18 protein-coding genes are annotated in these 16103 nt (G+C 67.4%); 9 read left to right on the forward strand and 9 right to left on the reverse strand.

Annotated features, from left to right (window positions below):
- From AB4Y79_RS19490 to AB4Y79_RS19510, 5 genes are all read right to left on the reverse strand, one after another.
- A complete protein-coding gene (locus tag AB4Y79_RS19490) occupies window positions 1–1257 on the reverse strand; it encodes an acyl-CoA dehydrogenase family protein (RefSeq protein WP_441865383.1) in 1257 nt (418 codons plus the stop codon).
- A 125-nt stretch (window positions 1258–1382) separates the two neighbouring features.
- Entirely contained in the window at window positions 1383–2105 is a 723-nt protein-coding gene (locus AB4Y79_RS19495) for a TetR/AcrR family transcriptional regulator (protein ID WP_441865385.1), read from the reverse strand.
- A gap of 81 nt (window positions 2106–2186) precedes the next feature.
- The gene (locus AB4Y79_RS19500; RefSeq protein ID WP_441865387.1) at window positions 2187–3209 is read right to left on the reverse strand and encodes an SDR family oxidoreductase; all 1023 of its coding nucleotides are present in this window, start codon (window positions 3207–3209) and stop codon (window positions 2187–2189) included.
- Window positions 3203–4174 (reverse strand): aldo/keto reductase, encoded by a 972-nt coding sequence (locus AB4Y79_RS19505; RefSeq protein ID WP_441865389.1) that lies wholly within the window; start codon window positions 4172–4174, stop codon window positions 3203–3205. Before AB4Y79_RS19505 ends, AB4Y79_RS19500 begins: the two co-directional genes overlap by 7 nt.
- 76 nt (window positions 4175–4250) lie before the next feature.
- Window positions 4251–5072, reverse strand: a complete 822-nt coding sequence (locus tag AB4Y79_RS19510; protein ID WP_441865391.1) for an aldo/keto reductase — start codon at window positions 5070–5072, stop codon at window positions 4251–4253.
- Window positions 5073–5273: 201 nt separating this feature from the next.
- On the opposite strand from AB4Y79_RS19510, the gene AB4Y79_RS19515 reads away from it, so the two are divergent.
- Both AB4Y79_RS19515 and AB4Y79_RS19520 read left to right on the forward strand, forming a co-directional pair.
- Window positions 5274–6191 (forward strand): helix-turn-helix domain-containing protein, encoded by a 918-nt coding sequence (locus AB4Y79_RS19515; RefSeq protein WP_441865393.1) that lies wholly within the window; start codon window positions 5274–5276, stop codon window positions 6189–6191.
- A 150-nt stretch (window positions 6192–6341) separates the two neighbouring features.
- Window positions 6342–6548 (forward strand): hypothetical protein, encoded by a 207-nt coding sequence (locus tag AB4Y79_RS19520; RefSeq protein ID WP_308928867.1) that lies wholly within the window; start codon window positions 6342–6344, stop codon window positions 6546–6548.
- Between the two features lie 73 nt (window positions 6549–6621).
- On the opposite strand, the gene AB4Y79_RS19525 is transcribed toward AB4Y79_RS19520, so the two are convergent.
- Together AB4Y79_RS19525 and AB4Y79_RS19530 are read right to left on the reverse strand one after the other, a co-directional pair.
- Window positions 6622–6834 (reverse strand): dodecin, encoded by a 213-nt coding sequence (locus AB4Y79_RS19525; protein ID WP_308928866.1) that lies wholly within the window; start codon window positions 6832–6834, stop codon window positions 6622–6624.
- A gap of 116 nt (window positions 6835–6950) precedes the next feature.
- On the reverse strand, window positions 6951–7655 hold the full coding sequence (locus AB4Y79_RS19530; protein WP_308928865.1) for a FadR/GntR family transcriptional regulator: 705 nt from the start codon (window positions 7653–7655) through the stop codon (window positions 6951–6953).
- 172 nt (window positions 7656–7827) lie between these two features.
- On the opposite strand from AB4Y79_RS19530, the gene AB4Y79_RS19535 reads away from it, so the two are divergent.
- The 7 genes from AB4Y79_RS19535 to AB4Y79_RS19565 all read left to right on the forward strand — a co-directional run bounded on the left by AB4Y79_RS19535 (window position 7828) and on the right by AB4Y79_RS19565 (window position 15050).
- Entirely contained in the window at window positions 7828–9336 is a 1509-nt protein-coding gene (locus AB4Y79_RS19535) for a four-carbon acid sugar kinase family protein (RefSeq protein WP_441865396.1), read from the forward strand.
- Between the two features lie 87 nt (window positions 9337–9423).
- Window positions 9424–10323: an NAD(P)-dependent oxidoreductase gene (locus AB4Y79_RS19540; protein WP_441865398.1), complete on the forward strand. Its 900-nt coding sequence runs from the start codon at window positions 9424–9426 to the stop codon at window positions 10321–10323.
- Window positions 10324–10488: 165 nt separating this feature from the next.
- Complete coding sequence (locus AB4Y79_RS19545; RefSeq protein ID WP_441865400.1) at window positions 10489–11955, forward strand: GntP family transporter; 1467 nt, start codon at window positions 10489–10491, stop codon at window positions 11953–11955.
- Window positions 11955–12818 carry a class II fructose-bisphosphate aldolase gene (locus AB4Y79_RS19550; protein ID WP_441865402.1) on the forward strand — a complete coding sequence of 288 codons (864 nt, stop codon included), beginning with the start codon at window positions 11955–11957 and terminating at the stop codon, window positions 12816–12818. The genes AB4Y79_RS19545 and AB4Y79_RS19550 overlap by 1 nt, the downstream gene beginning before the upstream one ends.
- A 35-nt stretch (window positions 12819–12853) precedes the next feature.
- Entirely contained in the window at window positions 12854–13252 is a 399-nt protein-coding gene (locus AB4Y79_RS19555) for a DUF1304 domain-containing protein (protein ID WP_441865405.1), read from the forward strand.
- Window positions 13253–13349: 97 nt separating this feature from the next.
- Window positions 13350–14705 (forward strand): acyltransferase family protein, encoded by a 1356-nt coding sequence (locus AB4Y79_RS19560; RefSeq protein ID WP_441865408.1) that lies wholly within the window; start codon window positions 13350–13352, stop codon window positions 14703–14705.
- A 15-nt stretch (window positions 14706–14720) separates the two neighbouring features.
- On the forward strand, window positions 14721–15050 hold the full coding sequence (locus AB4Y79_RS19565) for a GNAT family N-acetyltransferase (protein WP_018763726.1): 330 nt from the start codon (window positions 14721–14723) through the stop codon (window positions 15048–15050).
- Here AB4Y79_RS19565 and AB4Y79_RS19570 read toward each other — a convergent pair.
- Both AB4Y79_RS19570 and AB4Y79_RS19575 read right to left on the reverse strand, forming a co-directional pair.
- Entirely contained in the window at window positions 15017–15409 is a 393-nt protein-coding gene (locus AB4Y79_RS19570) for a hypothetical protein (protein ID WP_441865412.1), read from the reverse strand. The genes AB4Y79_RS19565 and AB4Y79_RS19570 overlap by 34 nt on opposite strands.
- Before the next feature lie 171 nt (window positions 15410–15580).
- Window positions 15581–15916, reverse strand: a complete 336-nt coding sequence (locus AB4Y79_RS19575; RefSeq protein WP_441865415.1) for a hypothetical protein — start codon at window positions 15914–15916, stop codon at window positions 15581–15583.
- Window positions 15917–16103 lie beyond the last annotated feature (187 nt).

The raw sequence follows: 16103 nt of genomic DNA on the forward strand, positions 1-16103 counted from the left end.
TCAGGCGAAGGCGGAGACGCCTGTGATGCCGCGGCCGATGATCAGCGCCTGCACGGTTTCGGTGCCTTCGTAGGTGTGGATTGCTTCGATATCGGCCAGGTGCCGGGCCACGCGGTTGGCCAGCAGGATGCCGTTGCCGCCCAGGAGGTCGCGGGCATTGGAGGCGATGCCGCGGGCCGTCCGGGTGCAGGTGTACTTGACCAGCGAGGCCTGTTCCGGGGTCAGGGTGCCGGCTTCGTCGAGCCGGGTCATCTGGACCACCATGAGCTGCATGGTGGCCAGTTCGCTGAGCATCCGCGCGAGGCGCTCCTGGATGATCTGGGAGGCGGCCAGCGGGCGGCCGAACTGCTTGCGCTGCCTGGCGTACTGGACGGCCGTCTCGTAGCAGGCAGTGGCATGCCCGACGGCGGACCAGGCCACACCGAGGCGGGTCGCCAGCAGGACGCGGGCGGTGTCCTTGAACGTGCGTGCGCCCGGCAGGACGTTCCCTTCGGGAACGAAGACGTTCTCCAGCCGGATGTGGGCCTGCCAGATGGCGCGAAGGGCCAGCTTGCCTTCGATCGTGGTGGCTACGTAGCCGGGGGAGTCTTGCGGAACCAGGTAGCCGTGGACCTGGCCGTCGTCGCCGCGCGCCCAGACTACGCTGACTCCGCCGATGGAGCCGTTGCCGATCCACTTCTTTTCGCCGTTGAGCAGGAAGCCGCCGTCCGTGCGGGTGGCCGTGGTTTCCAAGGCCACGGAGTCGGATCCATGGGTGGGCTCGGTGAGGGCAAAGGCTGCGTACTCCGTTCCGCGGGCGATCGACGGCAGCCAGCGCTCCTTCTGTGCCTCGGATCCGCACTCCGCGACGGACCGCAGGGCAAGGCCGCCCTGGACCGCGATCATGGTGGCCACGGATCCGTCCCCGCGGCTGATTTCCATGTTCACCAGTCCGGCGGCCATGCTGCTCATCGGTTCGAAGCCGTCCACGGTGATGCCGTCGCGGAGCAGGTCCAGTTCGCCGAGGCGGTGGAGGAGGTGCAACGGGTACTCGCCGCGTTCCCAGTAGCCGTCGATGACGGGGAGGACTTCCTCCTGGACGAAGCGGCGGGCGCGGTCCCAGTACTTCCGGTCTTCGGCGTTGATGCCGGCGAGGACGGAGGCAGGATCGGTGCCGAGCGCCTCGGTGAGAAGGTACTCGGGTTCCACCGTTCCGGCCGGGAACTCCGGCGCACTTCCGGTGGCGGTGGGCGCGGGGGCGGGCGACGTCGTTGTCATGTCTGCATCCTCTGGTTCAGCGGCGGCCTCGGGCCGAACGGGTGATGTGGCTCACGCCGCATCGACTAAGAATGCACTGAAACGCAGTTCCACGTCAAGAAACTCCGTACCACGCCTCCCGAAGGTCAGGGCAAGGCATCGCGGACCGCTTGGGCGATGGCGTCCTTGTCCGCCGGTCCGGCGAGCACGGTGACGACGACGGTCGCCGCCTTTTGATCCGGGGCATCGGCAGGCGCGGCAGGACCGAGGAGCGCCGGCCGGAAGGTTTCGGCCAGGGCTGCGAGTTCGCTGGCCAGGGCTGCTGCCCGTGCTGAGTCAGGCTGCCCGGTTTCCCGGGCGTTGGGCGCCCCCCGCAGCCACTGCCGGAGGAAGGCATTGTGCACGGCCACCACGGCTGCGGCGAAGGCAACGGCAGCGTACTCGCGCCGGCCGTCCTCGGGCAGGTTGTCATTGAGGTACCGCAGGAAGGCCCGCTCATACCGGTGTGAGGTGACCAGTTCCCGGTCCCGGAGGGCCGGCACCGCCTGCAGGAGCCTGTACCGGGCCAGGGATGTTGCGCGGTTCTGCAGGTGGTGGTCGAACACCAGCAGTGCCGCGTCCGCCACGGCGGCCAGGGGCTCCAGCCGCGACTCGGCGAGCCGCTCGTTCACCTGGTGCAGGATGCGCTCGTGGTCAGCGAAGACCACATCCTCCTTGGATCCGAACCTCCGGAAGAACGTGCTGCGGCTCATTCCCGAGGCTTCGGCCAACTCCTCAACAGACGTGGCATCGAAACCCTGTTTGGCCAGGAGGTCGATGGCGGCGGCAACAGGCCCGTCGGCAGGATGGCTGGGAGGGGGCGAGGTCATGCGCCGAAATCTAGCACAGCAGCAATATGGCCGGCCTGCCGCGGGATGCTGCGGCAGGCCGGCCACGCCGGCACCTTCGGATCAGGCGCCTTGCCGGGACCAGCTGATGAGCTTGTCCGAAAGCTGCGTATAGGCCTCGTTGACCTGCTGCAGCTCCGGATGGGCGTCATGCCACTGGACGATTTCCCGGGCGCCGTCCGCAAACGGGATGGTGGCCGAGTAGTCCGGGACCAGGGACTTGATCTTGGTGTTGTCGAAGACCACCGAATGGGACCGGTCGCCAAGCAGGTTGGAACCCAGCTCCTGGTCGTGCGCGGCGATGGTCTGGGATGCCACATGCACCAGTTCCGGTTCCTTGACACCGGCAGCCCGTGCGAAGAGCCGGTAGATCTGGTTCCACGGCAGGTACTCGTCGGAGGTGATGGTGTAGCTTTCGCCCACCGCCTGCGGCCTTCCAAGCAGGCCCACAAACGCCTTGGCGAAGTCCTTGCTGTGCGTGAGCGTCCACAGGGAGGTGCCATCGCCGTGCACCATGACGGGAAGCCCGCTCCGCATCCGGTGGATGTCCGTCCAGCCGCCCACCATGGCGATCTTGGTGCGGTCGTAGGTGTGCGACGGCCGGACCACGGTCAGCGGAAAGTCATCCTCCCGGTAGGACCGGAACAACAGCTCCTCGCACGCGATCTTGTCCCGCGAATACTGCCAGAACGGATTCTTCAACGGCGTGGATTCCAGGATGGGCAGCCGCGTTGGCGGCTTCTGGTAGGCGGAGGCGGAGCTGATGAAGACGTACTGCCCCACCCGGTCCCGGAACAACTCCATGCTCGTTTGCGCCTGGTCCGGGGTGTAGGCGATGAAGTCCGCCACGGCGTCGAACTCCCTGCCGCCCAGCACCTCGCGGACTGCGGCCGCATCACGGACGTCCGCGTGCAGCACTTCGGCGCCGTCCGGAACCGGCCTGGTGGATTGGCCCCGGTTCAGGATGGTCAGCCTGTGGCCCAGCGCGACGGCGCGTTCTGCCGCCGCCGCGCTGATGACCCCGGTGCCACCGACAAAGAGGATGCTCCGCGGCGCCACGGTGTCGGCATTCCGGGAAGTCACCACGCGTAGTCTTCCGGTGCCGTGCGGTGCCCGGGGAAGATGTCGTCCAGCCGCTTGAGCGCGTCCGCGTCGAGGGTGACGTCCAGGGCGCGGATGGCGGCATCCAGTTGTTCCTGCGTGCGCGGGCCCACGATCGGGGCGGTCACGGCGGGCTGGTGCAGCAGCCAGGCCAGTGCCACGTCGCCGGGTTCGTGCCCCAGTTCGTCGGCGAAGTCCTCGTACTGGCGGATCTGGTCCTCATGCTTCTTCAGCGTCTCGGCGGCGCGTCCTTCGGTGCGCCGCACGCCCTGCCGTTCCTTCTTCAGCACGCCGCCCAGCAGGCCGCCCTGCAGCGGCGACCAGGGGATCAGGCCCAGGCCGTACTGCTGCGCCGCCGGGATGACTTCCAGTTCCACCTGCCGCATGAACAGGTTGTAGATGGACTGTTCGCTGACCAGTCCGTTGTAATTCCGCCGCCGCGCCGCTTCCTGGGCCTGGGCGATGTGCCAGCCGGCGAAGTTGCTGCTGCCCGAGTACAGGATCTTTCCTTGCTGCACTGCCACGTCGATGGCCTGCCAGATCTCGTCCCAGGGCGTGTCACGGTCGATGTGGTGGAACTGGTAGACATCGATGTAGTCCGTCTGCAACCGCTTGAGGCTCGCATCCAGCGCCCGGCGGATGTTCAGCGCCGACAGCTTGGATTCGTTGGGCCGGTCCGTCATGGTGCCGTACAGCTTGGTGGCCAGGACGCTGTGCTCGCGGCGCTCGCCGCCCTTGGCGAACCATCGCCCGATGATCTCCTCGGTCCAGCCGCGGTGATCGGCCCCGCCGTATACGTTGGCGGTGTCGAAGAAGTTGATGCCGGACGCGTGGGCGGAGTCCATGATGCTGTGGGCGTCCGCTTCCTCCGTTTGCGGCCCGAAGTTCATGGTGCCAAGGCAGAGGCGGGAAACTTTCAGGCCGGAGCGGCCCAGGTGGGTGTACTGCATGGAAAATCCTTTCGAGGGTCGGGCGTGTCCGCCCGGAGGTTGAGCTTGTCCGCCCGGTGGTTGAGCTTGTCGAAACCTACATCTGGGTGAAGGCGGCGACAGCGGGATCGGAACCGATGCGGGCGCCGGACTCCAGCGCCGTGATGGCGGCAAGTTCGTCGGTGGAGAGCGTGAGGGATGATGCCGCGAAGTTCTCCCGGATCCGGCCGGGGTTGGCCGACTTGGGGATGACGATGTTTCCGTTGGCCAGGTGCCAGGCCAGCACCACTTGGGCGGTGGTGGCATCGTGGGCCTGGGCAATTTCGGTAACGGCGTTCCCGTTGAGGTCCCCGCCCTGCCCCAGCGGGCTGTACGCCTCCACCGCGATGCCCAGGCCCCGGCACTTTGCCGCCAGGTCCGCCTGCTGGTAGCTGGGGTGGAGTTCGATCTGGTTGACCGCCGGCACGGTCTGGGCGGATTCCAGCAGCGTGTCCAGGTGGTCGGAGAGGAAGTTGGAGACTCCGATGGCGCGGATCTCCTTGTTCTCGTACAGCCGCTCCATCTCCTTCCAGGCCTGGACGAACAGTCCCTGGGAAGGGACCGGCCAGTGGATGAGGTAGAGGTCGACGAAGTCCAGGCCCAGCGCCTTGCGGCTGTTCTGGAAGGCTTCCTGCGCCCGGCCCTGCTCACCGTTTCGGAGCTTGGTGGTGACGAAGATTTCCTCGCGGGGGATGCCGGTGGCGGCAAGTGCCGCGCCCACTCCGGCCTCATTGCGGTAGGCGGCCGCTGTATCGATGTGGCGGTATCCGGCCGCGAGGGCGTCCTCCACGGTCCGCTGGGTGTCCTCCGGCGGAACCTGGAAAACGCCGAAGCCAAGTTGCGGGATGGTGACGCCGTTGTTGAGTGTCAGCTCTGACATGGGTGTGCTCCTATGGCGATGGTGATACGTGGATCGGTGCCGGCTGCTCGACGACGAGAAAGCGGTTTCCGCTGGCTCACTCCTGAGCCTATGCACTTTTGCCCGACAAGTCAGCAAGCAAAGCTGTTCCTGTTTTTCCTAGGATTCCCAGTCCTACCTTGCGTGTAGAGCAAGGCGCCTGTCCCGGGCAGAATGGTCTGCATGGGTCAAAGCGCCGAGTTCGGAAAATTCCTCAAGGCCATGCGGTCCCGGCTGAGTCCGGAGGTGGCCGGAACGGGTCCCAGCACCGGTGCCCGCAGGGTTCCGGGCCTGCGCCGGGAGGAAGTGGCCCGGCTGGCCGGGGTCAGTACCGACTACTACGTCCGGCTCGAGCAGGGCCGCAACATCCACCCCTCACGCACGGTGCTGGACGCGGTGGCCCGGGCGCTGCGGCTGGACAGCAGCGAGCACGCACACATGCTGGACCTGCTCGAGAACTGTGCGGGCGGCCCCCGTGAGGCCGGTGGGGCAGCCGCCCAGGGGGTCCGGCCGGCGCTGCGCCAGCTCCTCGACGCGGTGGGGGAAGTGCCCGCCATGGTGCTGGGCCGGCGCAGCGATGTCCTGGCCGGCAACCGGATGGCATTCCTGCTGTTCACCGATTTCCCTGCGCTGCCTCCCGCTGAGCGGAACCTCACCCGCTGGACCATCCTTGACCCTGCGGCACGGGAGCTCTTCAGGGACTGGAAAACGGTGGCTGCCGAGGCTGCCGGGTCCCTTCGGGTGGACGTCGGGCGGCACCCCAACGATCCGCAGGCCAACCACCTCGTGGGGGAGCTGGCCGTGAACAGCGAGCATTTCCGCCAGTGGTGGGCCGGGCACCGGGTGGCTACGCGGGCCGCGGGCACTGTCAGGCTGCACCACCCCGAGGTGGGCGATCTGGAACTGAACTTTGAGAACCTGGTGCTGCCGGAGGACCCCGACCAGATGCTCCGGGTGTACTCCGCGCGGCCGGGCTCGCCGTCGTCGGACGCGCTGGCGCTGCTGGGCAGCCTGGGTGCGCCTGCCAGCAGCGCCGGTGTGCGGGACGCAGGCAGTGCGCGGGACGCAGCCGCGGTGGCCGAGGGCGGCCAGGTGGATTGAGCGGCGCGTTAAAGGCGACGTTACTGTACATTCGTCCAGCGAATGGCGGCGATTCTGGCCAGCCGCCCATTGGTCCGCGGCCGGCCGTTTCCTAGGGTGGGAGTACAAGCTTCCCTGCCCAGTTTTAATCACCCCAGGATGGTCTCAACGATGAAACGCATCGCACTGCTGAAGGAGCGCCAGGCGTCCGCCGGCGCCACGTCCACAGCCACGGGTTCGCACTGCCCGGCCTCCGGCCTGTGGAGCCCGGAATCCGACTCCCGCACCGTCCTGTCCTTTTTCGAGGGGCAGGTTTTCCCCGCGTTCGACGGCGCCGCAACAGTGTGGCGGCGCCGCAGCCCCGGTACGGCGAACTAGGGCGCGCCCGGTCAAACAGCAGGAGGTCGTGAAGCCAACGCTTCACGACCTCCTGACGTTAAAGCTGGAATGTTCAGTGATCTTCCAGGCGGAAGCCGAGCTTGATGGTTACCTGCCAGTCCGCCACCTTGCCGTCTTCGAGGTGGCCCCGGACTTCCTTGACCTCGAACCAGTCGAGGTTCCGCAGGGTCTGCGATGCCTTGGCGATACCGTTCCGGACGGCGTCGTCCACGCCCTCGGTAGAGGTGCCGACAATTTCAGAAATGCTGTACGTGTGGTTGGACAACTTCGCTCCTCGTGATCATCGTTGCTCCCGGTTGCGGGCCGTCCCTGAAGCCTAGTAGTACTCCGAGAGCGTTGACCAGAGGGGATTGCCCCGTGCATCAGTGCCGGCCGGCGGGCCTACTTGGCCGGCAGGACCAGGTTCCGCAGGTCGTCCAGCGTCTGCTGCATGTGGAGGTCCATGGCCGTGCGGGAGCGGACGGGGTCGCGGGACTCCAGGGCCTCGGCGATGTTCTGGTGGTGCCCGATAGCGTGTTCCTGGATTGCAGGAACTGCCGACGTCTCCGCCCGGCGCTTTTCCAGGACACGGTGCAGCGGCTCGAACAGGACCGAGACGAATACGTTCCCGGCGGCGCGCAGGATGAGGTCGTGGAAGCCGAGATCGGCCTCCACGAAAGCTGCGACGTCGTTGATGCTGTTGGCGGCCTTCATAGCCGAGACGTATGCGAACAGGGAGGCGATGTCCTCCTCCGAGATCCGTCCGGCGGCAAGTTCGCAGGCTCCGGTTTCCAGCATCCGGCGGAGCTCGATGAGCTGGATGGAGGCAGCGGCGTCGTTCTTGCCCTCTGACGCTGCCCGGAGCACGGCTTCCAGTGATGTCCAGCGGCTCAGGGGGTTGACGAACGTCCCCCGGCCGCGTTCGACGCTGAGGATCTGTTGGGCCTGGAGCGTCTTCATCGCTTCGCGGACCGTCATCCGGCTGACCTCATGGCGGGCGCTGAGTTCCAGCTCGCCCGGAACGGTGGCGCCTGGCGGGAACTCGCCTTCGATGATGCGGTCCAGCAGCTCGTCGGCCACGATGCCCACCAGCGATTTCCTTGCCATGGTTCCCCCGCTTCCTGCTTCCGGCCCACGCCCGGCGGATATGTCAGACAAGTCTACTTGCGCGTCTTTATGCCGTGTGCCACACTAACATTCAAATGCAAGATGTCAGACATCTTACAGTTACCTTTACATCAGTATCCGGGTCCCGGATCGCTACACAACGGAGTGCACTGTGACGCTTGAAGCAGACCTTCTGGCCGCCTATCCGGCAGACATGGAGATCCCGGCAGGGCTTGTGGCCGGCTCGCTGGCCGCTTCCAACGCGGAGGTTCCCCGCGTCCTGGTAGTGCTCGACGACGACCCCACCGGCACCCAGTCCGTGGCAGACCTGCCCGTGCTCACCAGGTGGGACGTGGAAGACTTCACATGGGCCTTTGGCCAGGGAAAGCCCGCGGTTTACGTCCTCACCAACACCCGCAGCCTCGACCCTGCCGAAGCCGCAGCCCGCAACGAGGAAGTGGTCCGCAACGCCCTGGCAGCAGCAGGATCGCCGGACGCCAGTGCCGGTTCCAGTCTGCGGCTGGGTTTCGTCAGCCGCAGCGACTCCACCCTCCGCGGCCACTTCCCGCTGGAGCCGGACGTCATCGCGGCCACCGTTGCCGAGGTCAGCGGAGAGAAGACCGACGGCGTGGTCCTGGTTCCCGCGTTCCCCGACGCCGGCCGGCTCACCATCGGCGGCGTCCACTACATGCGCGGCACCGGTGAGGCCAAGGGCACCCTGGTCCCCGTCTCCGAGACCGAGTTCGCCAAGGACGCCACGTTCGGTTTCAGCACGTCCGTCATGGCCGACTACGTCGCTGAGAAATCCCAGGGCAGGTTCCCGGCGGACTCAGTGATCGTCCTGGACCTGAACATCATCCGGGCCGGCGCCTCCGCCCAGGACCCGGCCATCTCTGCCAAAGCCATCGCGGATGCGATCGAGCCCGCCACCGACTCCACCCCGATCGTGGCGGACATCGTTACCGAGAACGACTTCCGTGCCCTGGCCCTGGGCCTTGAAGAGGCTGAACGCCGCGGAAAGAAGCTCCTGTACCGTGTTGGCCCCCCGTTCGTCCGCGGCCGTATCGGCCAGGAAGTCCGCGCTGCACTGACCGCCGAAGAGGCCTACGCAGGGAACACCCCATCGGAGGCCGGCGGCCTGATCGTTGTTGGCTCGCACGTCGGCCTCACCACCCGCCAGCTCAACGTCCTCACCGCCGAACACAGCTCGGCGCGCATCATCGAGATCGACGTCGAGAAGCTCCTCGGCGCCGAAACCGAAGCGGGCGCACACCTGGACCAGACCGTGGACGCCGTCATCGAGGCCCTGCGCGCCGGCGACGTCATCGTCCACACCAGCCGCCTCCTCATCAAGACGGACGACCCCGCCGAAAGCCTGCGGATCGCCCGGACCGTATCCGCCGCCGTCGTGGACGTGGTCAACCGCACCCTGAAGACCTTCCCGCCACGTTTCGTCATCGCCAAAGGCGGCATCACCTCCTCCGACGTCGCAGCCCACGGACTGGAAATCCGGCACGGCATTGTCCGCGGCCCCATGCTCCCGGGCATCGTCAGCCTCTGGGAACCGGTGGACGGCCCCGCCAAAGGCATCCCCTACATCGTGTTCGCCGGCAACGTGGGCGACGACGACTCCCTGGCCCAGGTCACCCGCAAACTCAGCAGCTCCCCACGGACCCCCTAGCCTCGCAAGCTCGGCCAGGGAACCCTGTCCGTGTGGGCCCACCCGGCACAAATCCTAATTTCCCGCAAAAATTCAACGGAGAACACCATGACCAGCAACTACACCGTCACCGTCCTGGGCCTCGGCGCCATGGGCCTGCCCATGGCCACCCGCCTGGCCTCGCAGCTGACCGTCCACGGTTTCGACATCGCCGAGCCCCGCCTGGAGCTCGCCCGGGAAGCCGGCATCGCCACCTTCACCACGGCCCGCGAAGCCGCCAAGGGTGCCAACGCCGTTCTCCTGGCCGTCCGTAACGGCGAGCAGCTCAACGACGTCCTCTTCGGCGAAAACGGCGTGGCCTCGGTCCTCGAGCCGGGCGCCGTCGTCATCCTCGGCAGCACCGTGGGCACCGACGCCATCCCCGCCACCGTGGCCAAGCTGGCCGAATACGGCGTGGACCTGGTGGACGCCCCGCTCTCCGGCGGCCCCAAGCGCGCCGGCGAAGGCGACCTGCTGATCGTCGTCGGCGCTTCCCCCGAAGCCCGCGCAAAGGCCGCCCCGGCCCTGGACCTGCTCGCCTCCACCCTCACCGTGGTGGGGGACAACCCCGGCGACGGCCAGGCCCTGAAGACCGTCAACCAGCTCCTCTGCGGCGTCCACATCGCCGCCGCCGCCGAGGCCCTGGCCCTGGCCGACGCGCTGGGATTGGACCAGGCCAAGACCCTCGCCGCCCTTGAAGCCGGCGCCGCCGGTTCCTTCATGCTCTCCAACCGCGGCCCGCGCATCCTGGAGGCCTACAACGAGGAAGGCGCCGAGGTCCTGTCCCGCCTGGACATCTTCGTCAAGGACATGGGCATCGTAGGCAAAGCCACCCGCGCCGCCGGCCTGGCAGCCCCCGTTGCCGCCGCCGCCGAGCAACTCTACCTGCTGGGCCAGGCCCAGGGCCTCGCCGCCGCTGATGACTCCGCCGTCATCAAGGTGGTCGCCCCGGCCAAGCGCACCAAGTAAGCCACCCTCCCGCCCTTGTGGCCCTAAAGGTACGACGACGGCGGTCCCCCCTCTGCCGTCGTCGTACCTCCCAGCGTTGCCGGCGCAGTCCCGCAACGTTTATCCCCACCCCATTCCGTGATGCCGCCCTGCCCCGGGCCGGCCCGTCAAAGGAGACAACTCCCCGTGAACCACCTGATGAGTCCGCTGATACAGCGGGCGGCCGACGCTCCGGCCATCAAGCCCGCCGTTGAGCTGGGCACCCCGGTGCTGCTCACCATCGCAGCGGCGGGCATCGCCATCCTGCTGGTGATGATCATCCGTTTCAAGATCCAGGCCTTCGTGGCCCTGCTTACCGTCAGCATCCTGGTGGCCGTGGCGGCAACCATTCCGCTGCAGGACATCTTCACCGTGGTCTCCGGCGGCGTCGGCAGCACCATGGGCAAGGTTGCCATCCTGATCGCGCTCGGCGCCGTCCTGGGCCGCATGATCGAGGTCTCCGGCGGCGTCCAGTCCCTCGCGGACCACTTCACCCGCAAGCTTGGCGCGCGCCGGGTAGCCGTGGCGCTGACCGCCGTCGGCTTCCTGGTGGCCATTCCGGTCTTCTTCGAAGTCGGCATCATCGTGCTGGTGCCCATCGTCTACGCCTTCGCCAAGATCGCCAAGGTGCACCCGGTCAAGTTCGGCCTGCCCATGGCCGGCATCATGCTCTCCATCCACGTCGCCGTCCCGCCGCACCCGGGCATCGTGGCCGGCGCGGGTGTCCTTGGTGCGGACATCGGACTGATCGCCCTGATCTCGCTGCTGATCTGCGTGCCGCTGGGCTTCCTCTCCTACTGGGTGGCCTCCATCATGAACCGCAAGGACTACGAACTCCTGCCGGCCGTGAAGACCCAGGTGGAGGAATTCGGCTCCGACTCGCTGGTCAAGGTGGGCCACGTCGGCCCCGGTGCCGCCGCCATTGCACCGCCGCGGCCCGGCCTGATCATCTTCCTGATCGCCGCCCCGATCGTGCAGATCCTCCTCGGCACCGTTGGCACGCTCGTGATCCCCAAGAGCGATCCCCTGTACGGCCTGGCATCCTTCATCGGCAACCCGTTCCTGGCCCTCCTGGTGGCCGTGGCGCTGTCCTTCTTCCTGCTGGCCGTCCGCCGCGGCTGGTCCTTCCGGGAAACAGGTGAAATCTTCGAAGGCTCCCTCCCGCCCATCGCCTCCATCCTGATGGTGGTGGCCGCCGGCGGCGTATTCGGCAACGTGCTGCAGGTTTCGGGCATCGGCGGGGCACTCTCCAAGACACTGGATACGCTCGGCGTGCCGCTGCTGCTGCTCGGCTTCATCATTTCCCTGGCACTGCGCGCCGCCCAGGGTTCGGCCACCGTGGCCATCGTGACCACCACCGGCCTGCTCTCCGCGGCAGTCAGCGGCGGCGGCTACAGCCCCGCCCAGATTGCCGTGATCGTGATCGCCATCGGCTTCGGCGCCTTGGGCCTCTCGCATGTCACGGACGCCGGTTTCTGGGTGGTGGTGCGCTACTACGGGCTCACCGTTTCCGACGGCCTGAAGACGTGGACCGTCCTGACCACCATCCTGGGCCTGGCCGGCTTCGTGCTGACCTTCATTGCCTGGATCCTGGTGGGAGGCCTGGGCGTCTGATGCGTACCCGCCTGGACCACCTGGTCACCTCCGCCCTGCAGCAGGGTTCCGCTGCGCCGGCCTTCACCTGCTACGACTTCACCACCGCACTGGCCGTGGTGGCCGCCGCAGAGGAAGCGGGACGCGGCGCCATCCTGCTGGTGGCGCCCAAGACCGCCGCCACCGCGAACGGGCTGCGGCTCATCGCGGCTCTGCGTGGACTGGCGGATGCCGCCGCGGTGCCGGTCGCGGTGCAGCTTGACCACGCCAGCGACCTCAAAGTGATGGCCGACGCCGTCGCGGCAGGGGCGGATTCCGTCCTCGCCGACGGTTCGTCCCTTCCCTACGAGGACAACATTTCCCTGGTCAAGGCCGCCCGCGCGCTGCTGGGCCCCGACGTGGTGCTCGAAGCGGAACTTGGCGGCCTGGCCGGCGACGAGGACCGCGCCTTTTCCGCCGACCAGCCGGCCGGCCAGTCCGGCGTCGACGTGGCAGGCCTGACCGATTCGGCGCAGGTGGAGGACTTTGTTTCCCGCACCGGCGCGGAACTGCTCGCCGTTGCCGTGGGCAACGTCCACGGCAAGTACAAGGGCGAGCCGCGGCTGCGGTGGGATGTGCTGCAGGACATCGCGGCACGGGTCCACATTCCGCTGGTGCTGCACGGCGCCTCCGGCATCCCTGCCGGGGAACTGGTCAAGGCCGCGGCCATGAACGTTGGCAAGGTCAACTTCAACACCGAACTGCGGACCGGTGTGCTGGCCACCCTCCAGGACCAGCTCCCCGCCCACCGCGCGGACGGCGAAAACCTGCAGGGGCTCCTGGCCCGGTGGGACCACTCGGCCAAAGTATTCGCCGCCGCCACGCTGGCCACGCTTGCGCGGTAGGAAAGACTCCACTCCGGGGAGGCTAGGATCAAGCCATGACCCTGGCCTCCCTCTTTTTTGCCTTCCTTGCTGCGGCGCTGCACGTCTTCATCTTCACCATGGAATCCGTGACCTGGACCAGGCCGGCCACCTGGAAACGCTTCAGCATCGGGTCCCAGGACCATGCCGAGATCACCAGGCCGCTGGCATACAACCAGGGGTTCTACAACCTGTTCCTGGCGGTCGGGGCTTTGATTGGAATCGGCCTGGTGACGTTCGGGGCCGGCCCGGCGCAGGACGTGGCCGGCTGGACCCTCGTGTTTTCCAGCTGCGGCTCCATGCTCCTGGCCGCCGTGGTCCTGGCCCTCAGCGGCCGCAAGTACCTCCGCGCGGCCGCCACCCAGGGCGTAACGCCGCTGCTCGCCGTCGTCCTGGGCCTGGTGGCGGTGCTCTAGTAGGGCCGGCCGCCCGGCACACCTGCCCCTTCTGCGGCACAGGCAACAGGCGCAGAATGGTGCTGTGAACAGGGTCGGGACGCTGTAGGGCCACGCGGTGCGGCGGGAGCAGGGGAGTGAAGGCCTGGCGGACACGGCAGCCCGTGATCCGGCGATCGACCTTGTCCGCTTCGTTTGCCTGGTGCTGGTTGTGGTGGGGCATTCCATGATGGTCAGTCCGGTCCTGCACCCGGACGGGACCGTGACAACGGAGAACACCCTTGGCGACGAGGACTGGTTTGTCCCTGTCATCTGGATCTTCATGGTGATGCCACTGTTCTTCGTTACCGGGGGTGTGACCGGCCTGCAGTCCTGGCGCCGCCTGAAGGCGCGGGGCGGCACGGCGGCCCAGTTCATCCGTGCACGGCTCCTGCGCCTGGTCCGTCCGGCCACGGCGCTGCTCGCGGCGATGGTCCTGGGGCTGTCCCTGGCCGGTGCGCTTGGGGTGGACCAGCAGGTAGTCCAGCTCATGGCCACCGGCGCCGGCATGCCGCTGTGGTTCCTGGCGGCCTACCTCGCTGCGCAGTTGAACATTCCGGTCCTGGCGGCGCTCCATGCGCGTTCCCCGTGGCTGGCCCCCTGCCTTCTCCTCGGTCTGGTGGTTGCCGTGGATTGCCTCCGGGATGCGCTGCCGAACCTTGCCTATGCGAACCTGGTGTTCGTGTGGTGCGCGGTGCAGCAACTGGGCTTCCTCGCCGCTGACGGCTGGACCTCACGGCTTTCCCGTTCCGGGCTGCTGGCCATTGGGTTGGCAGCGAATCTTGCGTTGGGCTTGTTAACGGGGCTGGGGCTGTACACCGGCAACATGCTGGTGAACCTCAATCCACCCAACCTCACCCTGGTCCTTTTGGGCGTTTCCCAGCTGGCCGTGATGGAGCTGGCGCGGCCGGTCCTGGCGGCGCTCGCCGAGGTCCGCTGGATTGGCCGCCTCGTGGGCGTGGCGGGCAGCCGGTCCCTGACGGTGTACTTGTGGCACCTGCCGTTGCTGGGCGCGATGTCAGGGCTGCTGCTCCTGGTGCCGTTCCCCAAGCCCGGCGCCGGCACCGCCGCATGGTGGTGGTCGCGGCCCGTGGTGGTCCTGGCGCTGATCCTCCTGCTGCTCCCTGTCGCTGCCGCCTTCGGCCGCCTTGAGGATCGGTTGACCGCGCCATACGCCTACCGCAGCCGGCCCGCCTTGGCGGCGGCCGCCGTCGTAGTGGTCTTTATTCCCGCGGCAGACGCCGCCCTCAGCGGATTGTCACTGGGGCTGCTGGCTGCCGGCACGCTGTGCTTTTCCGCGGCGATCCTCCTGCTGGGCGGGTTTCCGCTGCGGCGCCGGCCATTGGCCGGGACCAGGCCCCGGCGCGGGCCGGCTGCCCGGCCTGCGTCCCGGCGGAGGCGCGGCCGAAGGGGCATTGCCAGCGGGGTGAAGTAGTGCCAGTGTCGAACCATGACCGAGAACACCATGTCCACAGAGGATAAGTTCACCCCCAACGTCACCCTGAGGCGTAACGACGCGGACCACCGGTATGAACTCCTGGTGGACGGCAGGCTCGCCGTCCAGGCCTTTTTCCACGACCTGCCGGGTCACATCGATTTCACCCACACCGAGACGGGCCAGGACTTCGAGGGGCAGGGGCTGGGCAAGGTGCTGGCCCATTTTGCCCTGGATGACGTGGTGGCCACCGGCAAACGCATCATTCCGCATTGCCCGTTCATGTCCAGCTACCTCCGCAAGCACGAGGGCTACGAGCAGTTCGTGGACTGGCCTGAGCGCTGACCCCATCGGGGGCCGGTGCGCACGGGATCCGGGGGGCAGCTGGCCAGGGCCTTGTCGCTGACCGCCGCGGTGGTCCCGGGGTCGTCGATGGTGAAGCCGCAGGCGCAGCGGTAAGTGGTGATGGTTTCGGCCGCCTCCGGCCGCAGGGCGACTACAGAGGTTCCGTCAACGTACACGGGCTGCCGTACCGGCAGTTCCCCGTGATCGACAAGCTGCATCGGCGTGCGGCAGTGCATGCGTGAATTGAGGGTCACCAGCAGTCCTGCGTCGACAGGTACCGTGGTGGCCAGAAACTGCTCAGCCGGCCCGCGGCGCTCCCCAAACGCCATCAGCTGGTCATCCATTGCGGTGGTCATCATGTTCTTCCTTGGGCTTCTTTCACGGAACCGCCAGCGGTGGCAGTCCCGCCGCGAACTGCTTGCGGAGGTTCATCTACCCCATAAGAAAAGCATGCTTACTAATTGGTGCACAAGTCGGGACGGTCCGATTGTCCGGTCCGCAGGCTGGTGTGCGGGCCCGAACTCCAGGGCTTAGCCGCGCCGCCGCTGCCACTGCCAGGCGTGCCAGAACAGCAGCGCAAGGCAGACCGCAATCCCCCCGGACACCCCTTGCGGAGCAAATGCGAAGACGAGGTATTGGAAGGTGGCCCGGTCCGCCATGGCCATCGACATGGGGTAGCCAAGGAGCGCCGCCGATCCGCCGGCGATGAGCGCTGCGGCAAGGACCCATAACAAAGCGATGAACGGGTTGGGTGCACGCCACCGCTTACCCGCGGGTGCGTCGACCGGCGCCGAATCGGGTGGCACTGGACGTCCATTCGCGTCCAGCTCCCGGAATCCGGTCACTGCTGCCTGTTGCCGATCCATGCTTCCCCCTTAGCGGCCGGCAGTCCCGCCGCCGGCGTGACCCCAAGCCTAGCGTCGCGGGGGTGTATGGGCGCGGTCCGGGACGGGGTGTTCGCGGCTGGCGACGAAATACATCACAAAAGTTTGATTAAAAGGGTTACCTAAGTAAGGCTTGCCTTACAAGACCGCAGCAAAGAGCCTTCCGCTC

It is taken from the genome of Pseudarthrobacter sp. YAF2 (assembly GCF_052113345.1).
GTDB lineage: Bacteria > Actinomycetota > Actinomycetes > Actinomycetales > Micrococcaceae > Arthrobacter.

What these genes read in the sequence shown, in the direction of transcription:
- AB4Y79_RS19510 (WP_441865391.1), bottom strand. Translation starts at nt 5,072, where the DNA reads ATGTCAGAGCTGACACTCAACAACGGCGTCACCATCCCGCAACTTGGC.
- AB4Y79_RS19495 (WP_441865385.1), bottom strand. Translation starts at nt 2,105, where the DNA reads ATGACCTCGCCCCCTCCCAGCCATCCTGCCGACGGGCCTGTTGCCGCC.
- AB4Y79_RS19520 (WP_308928867.1), top strand. Translation starts at nt 6,342, where the DNA reads ATGAAACGCATCGCACTGCTGAAGGAGCGCCAGGCGTCCGCCGGCGCC.
- AB4Y79_RS19515 (WP_441865393.1), top strand. Translation starts at nt 5,274, where the DNA reads ATGGGTCAAAGCGCCGAGTTCGGAAAATTCCTCAAGGCCATGCGGTCC.
- AB4Y79_RS19555 (WP_441865405.1), top strand. Translation starts at nt 12,854, where the DNA reads ATGACCCTGGCCTCCCTCTTTTTTGCCTTCCTTGCTGCGGCGCTGCAC.
- AB4Y79_RS19565 (WP_018763726.1), top strand. Translation starts at nt 14,721, where the DNA reads ATGACCGAGAACACCATGTCCACAGAGGATAAGTTCACCCCCAACGTC.
- AB4Y79_RS19550 (WP_441865402.1), top strand. Translation starts at nt 11,955, where the DNA reads ATGCGTACCCGCCTGGACCACCTGGTCACCTCCGCCCTGCAGCAGGGT.
- AB4Y79_RS19570 (WP_441865412.1), bottom strand. Translation starts at nt 15,409, where the DNA reads ATGATGACCACCGCAATGGATGACCAGCTGATGGCGTTTGGGGAGCGC.
- AB4Y79_RS19490 (WP_441865383.1), bottom strand. Translation starts at nt 1,257, where the DNA reads ATGACAACGACGTCGCCCGCCCCCGCGCCCACCGCCACCGGAAGTGCG.
- AB4Y79_RS19530 (WP_308928865.1), bottom strand. Translation starts at nt 7,655, where the DNA reads ATGGCAAGGAAATCGCTGGTGGGCATCGTGGCCGACGAGCTGCTGGAC.
- AB4Y79_RS19575 (WP_441865415.1), bottom strand. Translation starts at nt 15,916, where the DNA reads ATGGATCGGCAACAGGCAGCAGTGACCGGATTCCGGGAGCTGGACGCG.
- AB4Y79_RS19540 (WP_441865398.1), top strand. Translation starts at nt 9,424, where the DNA reads ATGACCAGCAACTACACCGTCACCGTCCTGGGCCTCGGCGCCATGGGC.
- AB4Y79_RS19505 (WP_441865389.1), bottom strand. Translation starts at nt 4,174, where the DNA reads ATGCAGTACACCCACCTGGGCCGCTCCGGCCTGAAAGTTTCCCGCCTC.